Annotated in this window: 13 protein-coding genes; 1 reads left to right on the forward strand and 12 read right to left on the reverse strand. The window is 65.8% G+C overall.

Annotation, left to right across the window (positions count from 1 at the left end; genetic code table 11):
- Window positions 1–170 precede the first annotated feature (170 nt).
- The 8 genes from EV665_RS11295 to EV665_RS11330 all read right to left on the reverse strand — a co-directional run bounded on the left by EV665_RS11295 (window position 171) and on the right by EV665_RS11330 (window position 7,852).
- Window positions 171–923, reverse strand: a complete 753-nt coding sequence (locus tag EV665_RS11295) for an ABC transporter ATP-binding protein (RefSeq protein WP_133034177.1) — start codon at window positions 921–923, stop codon at window positions 171–173.
- Window positions 920–1,771 carry an ABC transporter ATP-binding protein gene (locus EV665_RS11300; protein ID WP_133034178.1) on the reverse strand — a complete coding sequence of 284 codons (852 nt, stop codon included), beginning with the start codon at window positions 1,769–1,771 and terminating at the stop codon, window positions 920–922. The genes EV665_RS11295 and EV665_RS11300 overlap by 4 nt, the downstream gene beginning before the upstream one ends.
- Window positions 1,768–2,670: a nickel transporter permease gene (gene nikC / locus EV665_RS11305; RefSeq protein ID WP_133034179.1), complete on the reverse strand. Its 903-nt coding sequence runs from the start codon at window positions 2,668–2,670 to the stop codon at window positions 1,768–1,770. Before nikC ends, EV665_RS11300 begins: the two co-directional genes overlap by 4 nt.
- A gap of 9 nt (window positions 2,671–2,679) precedes the next feature.
- Window positions 2,680–3,729 carry an ABC transporter permease gene (locus tag EV665_RS11310; protein WP_245507691.1) on the reverse strand — a complete coding sequence of 350 codons (1,050 nt, stop codon included), beginning with the start codon at window positions 3,727–3,729 and terminating at the stop codon, window positions 2,680–2,682.
- 86 nt (window positions 3,730–3,815) lie between these two features.
- Window positions 3,816–5,402: an ABC transporter substrate-binding protein gene (locus EV665_RS32830; protein ID WP_133034181.1), complete on the reverse strand. Its 1,587-nt coding sequence runs from the start codon at window positions 5,400–5,402 to the stop codon at window positions 3,816–3,818.
- A gap of 240 nt (window positions 5,403–5,642) precedes the next feature.
- Window positions 5,643–6,260, reverse strand: coding sequence for a cupin domain-containing protein (locus EV665_RS11320; protein ID WP_133034182.1), 618 nt, complete (start codon window positions 6,258–6,260; stop codon window positions 5,643–5,645).
- Window positions 6,261–6,366: 106 nt separating this feature from the next.
- Window positions 6,367–7,110, reverse strand: coding sequence for an SDR family oxidoreductase (locus EV665_RS11325; RefSeq protein WP_133034183.1), 744 nt, complete (start codon window positions 7,108–7,110; stop codon window positions 6,367–6,369).
- Window positions 7,103–7,852 (reverse strand): SDR family NAD(P)-dependent oxidoreductase, encoded by a 750-nt coding sequence (locus EV665_RS11330; RefSeq protein WP_133034184.1) that lies wholly within the window; start codon window positions 7,850–7,852, stop codon window positions 7,103–7,105. The genes EV665_RS11325 and EV665_RS11330 overlap by 8 nt, the downstream gene beginning before the upstream one ends.
- A gap of 177 nt (window positions 7,853–8,029) precedes the next feature.
- On the opposite strand from EV665_RS11330, the gene EV665_RS11335 reads away from it, so the two are divergent.
- A complete protein-coding gene (locus EV665_RS11335; protein WP_133034185.1) occupies window positions 8,030–8,761 on the forward strand; it encodes a FadR/GntR family transcriptional regulator in 732 nt (243 codons plus the stop codon).
- Between the two features lie 19 nt (window positions 8,762–8,780).
- Here the strand turns inward: EV665_RS11335 and EV665_RS11340 are convergent, their stop codons facing one another.
- The 4 genes from EV665_RS11340 to EV665_RS11355 form a co-directional block, all read right to left on the reverse strand.
- Complete coding sequence (locus EV665_RS11340; RefSeq protein ID WP_133034235.1) at window positions 8,781–9,974, reverse strand: NAD(P)/FAD-dependent oxidoreductase; 1,194 nt, start codon at window positions 9,972–9,974, stop codon at window positions 8,781–8,783.
- A complete protein-coding gene (locus EV665_RS11345) occupies window positions 9,974–10,780 on the reverse strand; it encodes an NAD-dependent epimerase/dehydratase family protein (protein ID WP_133034186.1) in 807 nt (268 codons plus the stop codon). Before EV665_RS11345 ends, EV665_RS11340 begins: the two co-directional genes overlap by 1 nt.
- Window positions 10,781–10,912: 132 nt before the next feature.
- Window positions 10,913–12,571, reverse strand: coding sequence for a hydantoinase B/oxoprolinase family protein (locus tag EV665_RS11350; RefSeq protein ID WP_133034187.1), 1,659 nt, complete (start codon window positions 12,569–12,571; stop codon window positions 10,913–10,915).
- Between the two features lie 15 nt (window positions 12,572–12,586).
- The gene (locus EV665_RS11355; RefSeq protein WP_162853036.1) at window positions 12,587–14,671 is read right to left on the reverse strand and encodes a hydantoinase/oxoprolinase family protein; all 2,085 of its coding nucleotides are present in this window, start codon (window positions 14,669–14,671) and stop codon (window positions 12,587–12,589) included.
- Window positions 14,672–14,939: the final 268 nt, after the last annotated feature.

Below are 14,939 nucleotides of genomic sequence, written 5' to 3' on the forward strand. Positions count from 1 at the left end.
GGAGATCATTGACCGTCGTCGCAGCAGGCGGCGCGGACGTTCGGCACACGAGCACCGCACATCGCGCGCACCCTATCCGCGAGGCCCTAAGAGCGCGTTTCGAGACGAGACCAACAGACCGTTAAGATGGCACCTCCATTTTACGGCAACTGCCTGTCGCGGATGGATCGTCACGCCTCGGCATGCGCGTCCCGCGCCCGGTGGTGGCTCGCCCGGAACAGGGTGCGGGTATAGTCGTGGCACATGTCGCCGGCGCGAAGCTGCGCACGCGTCAGCGTTTCCACCGCCCGGGCATTCTGCATCACCATCAGCCGGTCGCACATGTAGGAGATGACCGCGAGGTCATGGCTGACGATGACGAAGGTCAGCTTCAGCTCCTGGCGCAACCGGTTGAGCAGGTTGAGGATTTCGGCCTGCACCGAAACATCGAGCGCCGAGGTCGGCTCGTCGAGCAGCAGCACCCTGGGGGCGAGCGACAGGGCGCGGGCGATCGCCACGCGCTGGCGCTGGCCGCCGGAAAGCTCGTGCGGAAAGCGGAAGCGATGCGCCGCCGTCAGCCCGATCATCTCCAGGAGCTCGACCGTTCGGGCATCCACGTCGGGCATGCGGTTGATCAGCATCGGCTCGGCGATGGCCTGGCCGATCGTGTAGCGCGGATGCAGCGACGCATAGGGATCCTGGAACACCATCTGCGCCACGCGCACGAGGTCCTTCCGCCGCCCCTGGCGCAGGTCGATGCCGGCGATGCGGATATCGCCGGTCCACTGGCGGTTGAGCCCCATGACGGTGCGCAGCACCGTCGACTTGCCCGAACCGCTTTCCCCGACCAGCCCGAAGCTCTCGCCGCTCTCCACGGCAAGGCTGACATCCTGCACGGCGACGGCGTTGCCGAAACGGACGCCGAGATTGTCGATGCGGATCATGGGCGGGCCTCTCCCCAGCTTGCCTCGCGCGCAAGGGTCGGCAGCGGCGTCAGCGGTCCGTCGATGGCGGGCAGGCAGGCGAGCAGGCCCCGCGTATAGGGATGCACCGCCTCGTGCATGCGCCGCGCATCCAGCGTCTCGACGATCCGGCCGGCATACATGACCAGCACCCGGTCGCAGAAGCGCGAGACGAGGTTGAGGTCGTGGCTGATGAAGACGAGGCCCATGCCGCGGCGCTTGACCAGTTCGTCCATGATCTCCAGCACCTGCGCCTGCACGGTGACGTCGAGGGCGGAGGTGGGTTCGTCGGCGATCAGCAGTTCCGGCTCGCGCACCACCATCATGGCGATCATCACCCGCTGGCCCATGCCGCCGGAGAGCTCGTGCGGATAGAGATCGTAGACGCGCTCCGGCCCGCGGATATGCACCGCCTCCAGCACGTCTAACACTTTCCGGCGCACCTTCGCGCGCGGCAGCGAGCGATCGCCGAGCCGGATCGCCTCGGCGATCTGCGCGCCGACGCGCATGACGGGGTTGAGCGAGAATTTCGGGTCCTGCAGGATCATGCCCATACGGTTGCCGCGCAGTTGCCGGCGCAGGCGGGGAGATGCCGCCAGGAGGTCGATGCCGGCGAAGGACATGGCGTCGGCGGTGACATCGGCATGGCCCGGCAGCACGCCCATCAGCGCGCGGCTGGAAAGGCTCTTGCCCGAGCCGCTTTCGCCGACGATGCCGAGCTTTTCCCGGCCGACCTCGAAGGAGACACCCTTGACCGCCTCGATCGTCGCGCCGCCCTCGCCGGCAAAGGCGATGCGCAGGTTCTTCACGGTGACGAGCGGGTCGCTCATGCGCGCCTCCTCAGATGCGGGTCGAGCAGGTCGCGCATGGCGTCGCCCAGAAGATTGAAGCCGAGGCTGACGATGAAGATCGCAAGGCCGGGCATGGTCGCCACCCACCACTGGTCGAAGATGAACTTGCGGCCGGTCGAGATCATCGCGCCCCATTCCGGCAGCGGCGGCTGGGCGCCGAGGCCGATGAAACCGAGGCCGGCAGCCGTCAGGATGATGCCGGCCATGTCGAGCGTCATGCGCACGATCACCGAGGACAGGCACATGGGCATGATATGGCGGAAGACGATGCGGAATTCCGAGCCGCCGGCAAGGCGAACGGCATTGACATAGTCGCTGTCGCGCACGATCAGCGCCTCGGCACGCGCCAGCCGCGCATAGGGCGGCCAGGCGGTGAGCGTGATCGCCAGCGCCGCATTGACGATGCCCGGCCCGAGCGCGGCGACGAAGGCGAGCGCCAGCAGGAGCTTCGGGACCGCCAGGAAGACATCGGTGATGCGCATGAAGACCGCATCGACCCAGCCGCCCGCCGTTCCCGCCACCGCGCCGACGACGAGGCCGATCGGCGCCGACGTCGCCACGACCAGCCCGACGATGAGCAGGGTCAGCCGGGCGCCGTGGAGGATGCGGGAGAAGATGTCGCGGCCGAGTTCGTCCGTGCCGAGCCAGTTCTGCGCGCCCGGCGGCGAGAGGCGGCGCACGAGATCGGGAAGATAGGGATCGTGCGGCGCCAGCAGCGGGGCGAGGATCGCGCACGCCAGCAGCACGCCCAGGATGGCAAGGCCGATCATGCCGAGCGGGTTGCGGGCAAAGCGGCGGGCGAACCTGCCGAACTCGCCGAGGCGCGCGCGCCGGAGCTGGCGGCGGCTTTCGGCATGGGTGAGGTTGGCGACGGTCATGGCGGCCTCCTACCGGCGGCGAAGGTTGGAGCGCGGATCGAGCATCTGGTAGACGACGTCCGAGACCATGTTGAGCAGGATGAACACGGCGCCGACCAGCACCGTGCCGCCGAGCACGGCATTGATGTCGGCCCGGAAGAGCGAGGAGGCGATGTAGTTGCCGATGCCCGGCCAGGCGAAGACCGTCTCGACGAGCACCGAGCCTTCCAGCAGGCCGCCATAGGACAGCGCGATGACCGTGACGAGGGGGATCGCGGCATTGCGCAGGGCATGCAGCATCACCGCCCGGTACTCCGTCGCCCCCTTGAGGCGGGCCGTCAGCACATATTCGCGCGAGAGCTGGTCGAGCATCATGGAGCGCGTCATGCGCGAGATATAGGCAAGGCTGTAATAGCCGAGCAGCGCGGCCGGCAGCACGATATGGCTGAGGGCGTTGCCGAACACCTCCCCTTCGCCGGCGATCAGGGAATCGATCAGCAGCGCCCCCGTCACCGGCGTGACGATGCCCTGGAAGAAGACGTCGATCTGGCCCGGGCCGGAGACCCAGTCGAGCCGGGAATAGAAGATGAAAAGGCCGACCAGACCGAGCCAGAAGATCGGCACGGAATAACCGATAAGACCGATGAAGCGGATGAGATAGTCCGGCCAGCGGCCATGCCAGTAGGCGGCCGCGACACCGGCCGGCACGCCGACCAGCGTGCCGATCAGGAGGCCGAGCGTCGCCAGTTCCAGCGTGGCGGGAAAGAAGCCGGCAAGGTCCGACAGAACCGGCCGGTTGGTGACGAAGGAGGTGCCGAAATCGCCCTGCACCAGCTTGCCGGCATAGAGCAGGAACTGCTGCCAGAGCGGCTTGTCCAGTCCCATTTCGAGGAAGACGCGCTGATAGACCTCCTCGCTCGCCTTCTGCCCCACCACAGAGAGCACCGGATCGATCGGCACCAGGCGGCCGATGCAGAAAGTGAGCGCGACGAGGCCGAGGAGCGTGATGCCCACGGTCAGGAACAGGGTGACGATCCGCCCGGTAAAGCCGAGGACCCTCTGGAAAAGAACTGCCGGCACGAACCCCTCCGGTTTGCTTGCCCTGGACCTGCCTTCGGCCGCGACCGGACCGAAGCCCCGTCGCGGCCGAAACCTGGACCTTACGCCTACTTGCTGACGTTCCAGTAGCGGTCGTCGGAGAAGGTCTGGCCGAGGACCAGGCCCTTGACGGAACTCTTCACCCCGACCTTGCGCACCTGCTGGAACATGTAGAGGAAGGGCGAGATATCGGTATGGGTCTTCTGCAGGGCCTCGTACATCGCCCGGCGCTTGTCCGTGTCCTGCTCGCGCACCGCGGCCATCGCGTCCTGCGACAGTTTTCCGGCATCCCAGCCGAAGCGGTCGGCAAGCCCGGTGGACCCGTCCGGCGCGTCCTTCTGGTTGACGGCGAAGGCCTTGCCGTTGGAATGCGGATCCGGATAATCCGGCCCCCACAGGCCGAACCAGATGTCGAGGCTCGCCGAACGGTAGCGCTCCAGCCATTGCTGGCCGTCGACCACTTCCAGGTTCAGCTTGACGCCGGCCTGCGCCATGGTCGCCTGGATGGCCTGGGCGAAATCCGTATAGGGCGGCGTGTTCCAGACGACGGAATCCAGCGTGAATTCGCCGGAGACGCCGGCCTCGCCGAGCAGCGCCCTGGCCTTCTCGATGTCGAGCTTGTAGGGCTTGTAGTCGATCGCCCCGAGGAAGCCCTTTGGCACCAGCGTCTGGTGCACCTCCATCGTGCCGCGCGAGATCGTATCGGCGATGCCCTGGTAGTCGACGAGATATTTCAGCGCCTCGACGACCTTCGGCCTGGCGAGGTACTCGTGCCGCACGTTGAGGCCCATATAATAGATGGTGCCCGAAACGCCCTCGACGAAGCCGACATCCGGATTGCCTTCCAGCGCCCCGAAATCGTCCGGGCCGAGCTTGTTGGCGATGTCGATGTCACCCTTTTCCAGCAGCAGGCGCTGGGCAGCGCTTTCGGGGATGTGCTGGAGGAAGATGCGCTCCAGGCCGCCGCTCTCGCCGGTATAGTTGGGGTTGCGGGTCAGCATGATCGACTGTTTGGACTCCCAGCGCGTCAGTACATAGGGGCCGGAGCCGGCGGAATTCTCCGCCTTCAGCCAGGCATTGCCGAAGTCGCCATTCACCTCGTGCGCCTGCACCAGCTTGGAATCGACGATGCCGCCGACATAGGAGGAGAGGCAGTAGTAGAGGAAGGACGGCGCATAGGTGTCGCCGATTTCGATGACCAGCGTCATGTCGTCGGCCGCCCTGATGCGCTCCTCGACGTTTTCCGGCGAGAAGCCGAACTGGGTTAGAATGAACGCCGAGCGTGACTTCATCGCGACGACGCGGCGCAGCGAATATTCCGCGTCCTTCGCCGTCACCGGATTGCCGGAGGCGAATTTCAGCCCCGGGCGCATCTTGAACGTATAGGTCTTGCCGTCCTCGGAGGCCGTCCAGGTCTCGGCAAGCACGCCGATGATCTTGCTGGAATCGTCGGGCGTCACGCTCACCAGCGGCTGGTAGATCTGGTTCGCCGCCAGCACGCCGCCCACTTCCGAGACCTCGCCCGGATCCAGCGTGATGATATCATCGATGGCGTCGGCCACGACGAGCGTGTTCTTCGGCGTTTCGGCAAGAACGCTGGTCGATGCCAGCGCCAGCGCGATCATCGCCCCGCCTATCAGTCTTTCTACGCGCATGTTTCCTCCTCCGGCCGGGCAGGATCTCCTGCTGCCGGCCGCTCCCGCGTTGCCGTTCGTGAAATGCCTCCCGCCCCATGATCCGGTCCGCGCGCCTCGGGCACGGAACCGGCAGGGCGGCCCCAGATCGAGCGACCTCCACCGCGCCCTTCCAGAACTTTAGCTATACTAAAGTTCTGGAAGGGCGCTTGTCAATCGGTTTTGCAGGCGCTTCCGACAAACGATCGAAAGCACCCGCCGTCAGCGTTCCGGAATGATGCGCGTCGTGCCGACCCAGAGCTCCCGCGCCTCGACGGTGCCGACATTGCGCGCCCGGTGCGGCAGGGACGAGGGAAAATGCAGCGTGTCGCCCGCCTTCAGCAGATAGTCCCGGCCGCCGACCTCGTAGAGCATCTCGCCCTCGATGAGATAAAGGAAGTCCTCGCCCTCGTGGCGCGTCAGTTCCGAGACATAACCGGGCGGCATGTGGGTGATACAGCTATTCAGCCGGGCATCGGGAAAGCCGCGCTGCAGGATCTGGTAGACCCGCTCCTCGGCGTCGATGCTGCAGCCGCGCCGCTCGCTGGCCCTGGAGACCATGGAATGGGCGGGCTGGGGACCTTGCGGCAGGAAGGCCTCCACGCTGATGCCGAGCGTGTTGGCGACATTGTAGAGCGAGATCAGCGAGGGCGTGGAGAGTCCGCGCTCGATCTGGCTGATGAAGCCTTCGCTGAGCCCGGCCTCCTGCGCCACCTCCTTCATCGTCTTGCCGATCGCCTTGCGCCGCTGGCGCAGCGCGCGCCCGAGCGAGGTCGCGGAGGGCGGTTGGGTCGGGGAACCGGCGCCCGCCACCCGCGCCTCCCGTTCATCGAAACTCATGCCGTCTTTCCGCGCTGTGCTGCCTGACCGGGACACTTTAGTATTGCTAAAGTTAATTGTGCAAGCGGGAAAATGACGAAGAAGGTGACCGGAGGGGCGCAGGCCCTCAGGGTGCTTCGAACTTCACCATCGTGCCGCCGCCGGTCGCCTGGTCGGTCGGGAAGACCTCGACGCGGGCGACATCGACATGGGCGGGCAGCGCGATCACGTCGTGGACGATCTGCGCGATGTTTTCCGGCTGGATGGGGCGGTAGCCGTCATAGAGCACGGCCTTCGCCTGATCGCCGGGAAGGGAGGTGCGGTAGAGCGCCGTCTGGACGCGGCCGGGCACGATCTCGCTCACCCGCACGCCGGTGCCGAGGAGGTCGCAGCGCAGGTTGTCGCAAAACAGGCTGAGACCCGCCTTCGAGGCACCATAGGCGCCCATGTTCGGATAGGGCGCCTGGCCGCCGCTCGAGCCGACATAGAGGAGATGGCCGCGCTTGCGCGCCACCATGCCGGGCAGGAAGACCCGCGTCAGGTGCATCGGCGCCTTGAGATTGACGTCGATCATCGCGTCGATCTCGGCGGGGTCTATGTCCTGGAAGGCCGCGCGGGTCGACAGGATGCCGGCATTGTTGACGAGGATGTCGACCGCGACGCCCGCCAGCGCCTCGGCGATGCGCGCCGTATCGCGCACGTCCGCCTCGACGGGGATCGCCCCGCAGCGTTCCGCCAACCCGGCAAGCGCCGCCGCGTTGCGGCCGACGGCGTAGACCGCCAGTCCCCGCCCCCGCAGCATCGGCACGATGGCCTCGCCGATGCCGCTGGTCGCCCCCGTGACGACGGCGACGCGGTTTGCGTCAGACATAGATGTAGCCCCCGCTGACCACGACATTCTCGCCCGTCGCATAGGTGTTGCGACTGGAAGCCATCATGACGATCCACTCGGCCATTTCCACCGGCTCAGCCGCGCGGCCGAGCGCGCTTGCCCTGGCAAGCTCCGGCAGGAAGCCGAGTTCCCTGGCACGGTCGGTGGCAAAGCCGGCCGGCGCGACGGAGTTCACGAGGATCTGGTCCTTGGCGCATTCCTGGGCGAAGGACTTGGTGAGGCTGACGACCGCGGCCTTGGTGGCGGCATAGTGGGCGTTCTGCGGATGCGCCTTGAAGGCATCGACCGAGGTGACGTTGACGATGCGGCCGGTCACCGCCGGCAGGGTCACGAAACGGCGCATGTGGCGCACCGCCGCGACCATCATGTGATAGGTGCCCTTGATGTTGATGGCGTTCTCCAGGTCCCAGTCCTCGTCCGTGATGTCGAGGATCGGCTTGCGCGGATAGATGGCGGCGCTGTTGACCAGCGCATGGACGCGGCCGAGCTTTTCCGCAACCGTCGCGAACCCGCCATGGGCCGTCTCGGCCCGGGAAATGTCGGCAACGGCGGTCGCCACCTCGGCGCCCATCGCCGAAAGCGCCGCCGCAGAGGAGGCGAGCAGCGCTCCGTTGCGGTCGATAAGGCCGATCTTCGCAGCGCCCCGTTCCACCATCAGCCGGGCCGTGACGAGACCGAGCCCCGAAGCGCCGCCGACGATGACAACAGACTGGTCCTGCATGCTCCATCTCCTCCGCGATTTTCGCGGCAACACCATATTGGTATGTTATCACTTATATGCTAACTTTGCCGAAAAGCAAGCTGCCCCCCCGAAGGCCGCCCGCTGGCGTCCTTCCTCTGGAGAAGCCGGCTGTGTATGATATGTGATAAATGAAAACCCGGGAAAGGCTGGATCGGCATGTCGATCATCACGCAGCGCGGCAACCTCGCGGAGATCGTCGTCGCCAGGCTCGCCGAGCGGATCGACTCGGGCCTCTATCCACCCGGTGAGAAGATCCCGTCGAGTGCCCAGCTATGCGAGGAATTCGGCGTCTCACGCACCGTCATCCGCGAGGCGCTGGCCTCGCTCAAGGTGGCCGGCCGCGTCATCGCACGGCAGGGCGCGGGCGTCTATGTCACGGAGAAGGATGCGCGGGCGCTGAACTTCGAGATCAGCCGCATCGACGACATCCGCTCGGCCATGCAGATCCTCGAACTGCGGCTCGGCGTCGAAATGCAGGCGGTGGCACTGGCCGCCCAGCGCCGCACCCCGGAAGCCCTCGCCGAGATCGCCCGCGCCTTCGACCATATCGAGACGCTCGACACGAACAATGCCGAGATCGAGGCGCGCGCCGATTTCGAGTTCCACCTCGCCATTGCCAAGGCGACGCGCAACCCGCATTTCCCGCGCTTCCTCGAAGCCGTGATGGGCGAGATCAATCTCGACCTGGTTCTCAAGCACCGCCAGTCCGGCCCCGCCTCGAAGGCCTATCTGAAGAAGATCAACCGCGAGCACGCCGCCATCCTCGCCGCCATCACCCAGGGCGACCCGAAGGCCGCCAAGCAGGCGCTGGCCGCCCATCTGGAGGAAAGCCTCGACCGCTACCGCGCCCTCCTGGACGAGCCGGCGGGCAGCGAAGGGGACGATTGAGGGTCCGGCGCGCGCATCGTCAGATGACGGCGTCCTCAAGGAAGGGTCGGTTTGCGACAACACGCTCGTAGCCGAAGGGCGAGAGGTCGAGCGTGCGGAAGCCGCCATAGGTGATCAGTTCGCAAAGCCCGCGCCCCATGGCCGGCGACTGCTGCAGGCCGTGGCCGGAAAAGCCGTTGGCGAAGAGGAAATTCCTCACCTCGGCATGCGGGCCGAGGATGACGTTGTGGTCGAGCGTGCAGTAGTCATAGTGTCCCGCCCAGCTATTGACGACCTTGACCGCCTCGAAGGCCGGCACGCGGTTTGCCAGCGTCGGCCAGATCTCCGTCTCGAATTCGTCGTGCATGACGGCAAAATCGGCCGGATCGACCTCCGGATCATGCCTGGGAGCGGTGCCCATCAGGTAGAATTTGCCTTCCGGGCGGAAGAAGACGCCGGTCGGGTCGATGGTGAGGCCGACGCCGGGGCCGAGCGGCGTGCGGCAATCGACGACGAAGATCGAACGGCGACGCGGCTCGACGGGAATGTCGAGGCCCGCCATGCGCGCCATGACCTTGCTGTTGGTGCCCGACGTGTTGACCAGCATGCCGCAGGCGATCACCTGTCCGCCCCTGGTCGTCACCGAGACGATGCGGTCGCCTTCGCGATTGATCGCGACGACCTCATCCTCGATATATTCGACGCCGAGCGAACGCGCCTTCTTGCGGAAACCCTGCAGGAGACCGACGCTGTCGAACCAGCCCTCGCCGCGCTCGCCCTTGCTGCCGAGGGTGAGACCTTCCGTGTTCAGCCAGGCAAAGCGCTTGCCCAAACCGTCCGGGTCGAGCAGCGAGACATCCGCGCCGCAGGCGACCTGCGTTTCGTGGTTGCGGCGAAGCACGTCCGCGCCCCGCTCGTCGCCCGCCAGGAAGAGATAGCCGTTCTCGTGGAAGCCGATCTCCGGCGTGTCGGCGTCGACCGCTACATTCTCCTTGAAATTGCGGATGAATTCCGTTCCGAACTGCGAGATCTTCACATTGATCGCGTTGGAGAACTGGTGGCGGATCGAGCTGGAGGAGAGCGCGGTCGCCGATCGCTGGTAGGTCCAGTCCTTCTCGATCACCAGCACGGTCCCGGTGAAATCCGGATTGGTCGCCAGGAAATAGGCCGTCGCGCTGCCGACCACCGCGCCGCCGACGATGACCACATCATAGGATGTCCGCGAAGCCTGCATCATTTGTCCTCGAAATGGCCGGCCGCGCAGAAGCTGCCGCCCTGGTAGCGCACCGCCGGATCGTTCGGGTCACCCTGCCTGGTCGCGGCGAAAACCTTGTCCGCGTAGTCGTCGGCGCTGTCTTGCGGCCTGTAGCCGAGCGAGGCTGCCGTGTGGTTGTCCCAGAAGGCGCGGCTGTTGTTCGACATGCCATAGGCGACCATGAAGCCGACGCGCTCCGCCGACAGGCATTTTTCGACGAGTTGGCGGCAATCGCGGTAGGAGAGCCAGGTGATGAGATGGCGCCGGTCGGTCGGCTCCGGGAAGCAGGAGCCGATGCGGATGCTGACGCTCTCGATGTCGAACTTGTCGAAATAGTAGCGGCCGAGATTTTCGACAAAGGTCTTCGAAACGCCGTAGAGGCTGTCCGGCCGCGTTGGCACGTTGCCGTCGATCGTTTCCGTACGCTCGTAATAGCCGATGGCATGCACGGAGCTGGCATAGACAATGCGCTTGACACCATGGCGGCGTGCGGCTTCGTAGATGTGGTAACCGCCTGAAATGTTGCTGTCGAGGATCGTCTTCCATTCGGCCTCGAGCGGCTGGCCGCCGAGATGCACGATGGCATCGCAGCCGTTCACCGCCGCGCAGACCGCATCGAAATCGGCAAGATCGAGCGTGAAGTCCTCCTCGTGGGAGGCGAGGTTTTCGCAGGGCCGGCGGTCGGAAAGCCGCACGACCTTGCCGAGCCGCGTGCCCGACTGGCGCAGCGCCGTGCCGACGCTCCCGGCCGCCCCCGTCAACAGAACCCTTTGAAAATGCGACATGGTCTTTCCTTCAGCAAAACCGGCCGATCCACAGGCGATGCGCCCGATGGCCGGCATGAGCGTATCATACGAGGGAGGGGGTGCTTGCAGCCCGCCACCGGACTTCCGCGATTGTCTACGGGACGCATCGTCTCATGCTTTCCCTTCCGCCTTGCCGTAGAGCGCGGCCTGCTCGCCGGTGATATAGCCGTGCCGGACGTCATGGGCGACGGCATCGGCAGGGCGTCTGGACGGATCGCCATAGCCGCCGCCACCCGGCAGCGAGAGCACGAGGCGGCGCCCCTCCGGCACGAATTGCAGGCCCTTGCCCTTCAGCACCGTGCCGTCGTCCAGCGCGACGCCGCCGGGCGCGCCGTCAAGGCCGCCGTCACGACCACGGGCGGGATGGCCGAGACGATCGAACATGGCGGAGAAGCGGAAGGAGAAGCCTTCGGCCGCCTCGATCTCGATCATCTGGCCGAGGCCGCCGCGCTGCGCACCGGCACCGCCGGACCCCTCGCGCAGTTCTTTGCGCCAGACGATGACCGGGCCGACATTTTCCGTCGCCTCGATCGGCATCGTGTGCACGCCGCTCGGGAAGGCCGTGGCATTGAGGCCGTCGAGACTGGCGCGCGCGCCCGAACCGCCGGAATTGAACATCAGGATTTCCGCACCCTTGCCGCCGATCTGGTCGGAAACCGGGCGCACGCTCATATGCAGGTTCCACAGCGCGCTCGCCCCTTCCGCCGGCACCTGGCCGGGCAGCGCCTGGTGCAGCGCGCCGAGCACGAGGTCCGGCACGAAATGGCCGAGCACATGGCGCACGGCGACGGGGGCCGGGCGTTTGGCATTGAGGATGCAGCCTTCCGGCGCGGTGACGTCGAAGGGCGCGAGCGAGGCGGCATTGTTCGGGATTTCCGGCGCCACCACGCATTTGATGCCGTAGCAGGCATAGGCTTTCGCATAGACCAGCGGCACGTTGATGCCGAACCGGCTCATGCCCGAGGTGCCATCGAAATCGACCAGCACGTTGTCCGGGCCGATGGTCAGCGTTGCGGCAAGATGCACCGGCTCGTCATAGCCGTCGAGATCGAGGCTGTAGGACCAGCTTCCGTGCGGCAGGTTTTTGAGACGCTCCAGTGTCGCCTCGCGGCTGTGCTTGAGGATGAAGCCGCCGATCAGCGACAGGTCTTCCAGGTTGAATTCCGTCAACATGTCGACGAGACGGCGGTGGCCGGTCTCGTTGCAGGCGGCGAGCGCATGGAAATCACCGACCACCTTGTCGCTCTCGCGCACATTGTTGCGCACGATATGGATGAGCGTGCGGTTCAATTCGCCGCGCTCGAAGAACTTCATGATCGGGATGAAGAGGCCTTCTTCATAGACCTCGCGCGCATCCGGCCCGAAGCCGCGCCCGCCGATATCGACCACATGGGCGGTGGAGGCGAAATAGCCGACCAGCCTGCCATGATGAAAGGAGGGCGTGACGACGGTGATGTCGTGCAGGTGCCCTGTGCCCTTCCACGGGTCGTTGGTGATGTAGACATCGCCTTCAAAGATGTTCTCCGGGCCGATGTCGCGGATGAAATGGGCGACGGATTCGGCCATGGCGTTGACATGGCCCGGCGTGCCGGTGACGGCCTGCGCCAGCATGCGGCCTTCGAGGTCGAAGACCCCGGCGGAGAGATCGCCCGCCTCGCGTACCGAGGTGGAGAAGGCCGTGCGGATCAGCGTCTGCGCCTGCTCCTCGACGACGGAGATCAGGCGGTTCCACATGACCTGCATGTGAATATCGATCATCGACTGGTTCATGCCTTCGATCCTCGATCAGGTCCGGGTGACGAGCAGGCAGCCGTCGCTCTGCACGACGGCCCTGAATGCGGCGGTGAGCACGGTGGAGGTCTCGCGCTCGACGATGACGGCCGGCCCCTTGACGACATCGCCGGGCCTCAGGCTCTCGCGCTCATGGATACCGGCGTCGAGGAAAGCGCCTTGGGCGGCTTCGAACAGGCGGCGGGTTTTTACGGGCGTCACCGCCGCGCCTTCCGCGATGGCGGCGACGCGCGCGACCGGCGGCAGCGGAGAGCTTGCCTTGACCGACCAACTCACGATCTCGATATCCAGCCCCTCGATGGCGCGGCCGAAAAAGCGCTCGTATTCCATTTCGAACAGCGCGGCGATCTTCTGCGCGCTTCCCGCATCGAAGCGGCTGGCGGCGAGCGGCACGGGAATGTCCCAGCCCTGCCCGGCATAGCGCATGAAGAGCGTGCGTTCGATGACGGGTTCGCCGGTGTCCAACCCGCCCTCGACGAAGCCGAGCGCCTCCACCTCCATGGATTCCACCAGCCGGTTCGCCTCCGCCACGTCGAAGCCCGCGAGGCTGAAGACGGCGCTGCGCACGGATTCATACCCGAACGGCGCGCGCAAAAAACCGATGGCGGATCCGACGCCGGCGCCCGGCGGCACCAGGAAGGTGGAGATGCCCATCTTCTCGCAGAGCCGCGCGGCATGCAGCGGACCGGCGCCGCCGAAGGTGATCATGGTGAAATCGGCGATGTTCTTGCCGTTTTCGACCGTGTGGACGCGGCCGGCATTGGCCATGTTCTCGTCCACCATCTCGCAGGTGCCGAAGGCAGCAGCCTCCGGATCGAGGCCGATGACGGCGCCGATATCGTCGGCCATGGCCTGGCGGCTGGCCGCGATGGAAAGCGGAATGGCGCCGCCGGCGAAATTGTCGGGGTCGAGCTTGCCGAGGATGAGGTCGGCATCCGTCACGGTCGGGTTCCTGCCGCCGCGCTGGTAACAGGCGGGACCAGGCTCGGAGGCGGCGGAATGCGGCCCGACGCGGATCTGGCGCATGCAGTCGACCGAGGCGATGGAGCCGCCGCCGGCGCCGATCTCCACCATCTCGACGACCGGAATGGAGATCGGCATGCCGGAGCCCTTGCGGAACCGGTAGGTGCGGGCGACCTCGAAGGTCTTGGCGGTCTTCGGCACCTGGTTCTCGATCAGGCAGATTTTTGCCGTCGTGCCGCCCATGTCGAAGGAGAGTACCGTGTCGAGGCCGTGGCGCCGCGCGATGTCGGCGGCGAAGATCGCCCCGCCCGCAGGGCCGGATTCGACGAGGCGGACGGGGAATTCCGCGGCGCTTTCGACCGAAACGATGCCGCCGCCGGAATGGATCATGAAGACCGGGCAGGAAACGCCGATCTCCTTCAGCGAGACGACGAGGCGGTCGAGATAGGATTTGATCGCCGGCTTCACATAGGCATTGGCTGAGACCGTGTTGAAGCGCTCGAATTCCCGCATCTGCGGCGAGACCTCCGAGGAGATCGACACGGAGACATGCGGCAGGTGTTTCACGATGGCGTCGCGTACGGCCGCCTCATGCGCGCCATTGGCATAGGCGTGGATGAAGCCGATGGCGACGCTCTCATAACCACCCGCAGCAAGCGCCTCGACGACGGCGGAGACCGAGGCCTCGTCGAGCGGCAGCAGAACCTTGCCGGCCGCATTCATGCGCTCGCGCACCACGAAACGATCGGCGCGGGGTATAAGGGCCGGCGGCAGGGTGATGTTGAGGTCGTATTGTTCGAAACGGTTTTCCGTGCGCATTTCCAGCACGTCGCGAAAGCCTTCCGTCGTGACGAAAGCGGTCTTCGCGCCGCGCCGCTCGATCAGCGCATTGGTGGCGAGCGTCGTGCCGTGGATCAAGAGATCGATCTCGGAAAGCGCAATGCCGGCAAGGTCCGCGACGGCGGCGACCCCCTTGAGGATCGCCCGCTCGGGCGCCGCATAATCGGTCAGCACCTTCGTCGAATGGAGGACGCCGTCGATATCGAGCGCGATGTCGGTGAACGTGCCGCCGATATCGACGCCGACCCGGCAGTTCCGCGGGCTGTCCTTCACCATCGCATTCTCCACAGCCGATTTCCTCGCTGCGCTCGCCCCTCCGACCATCCGGTCTTATGCAGGCTCATTCACCGATAAAATCGGATATATCACTTATCATACATGTGTCAACTTGTGCCGCCCTTGCCGCACCGCCTTCCCCACGCAACAACCAGCGCCGATACAGGTGCCGGGCCGCACGATGGCAGGCTTTCGTATCGAACACGAGTCGCCGCCGGCAGCAAGCCCTGCCGGTATGCAGCGGGACGTAAGTGCAGCGCTTCTTGGA

The sequence above is a fragment of the Shinella granuli genome, from assembly GCF_004341885.1.
Classification (GTDB): Bacteria; Pseudomonadota; Alphaproteobacteria; order Rhizobiales; family Rhizobiaceae; genus Shinella; species Shinella granuli.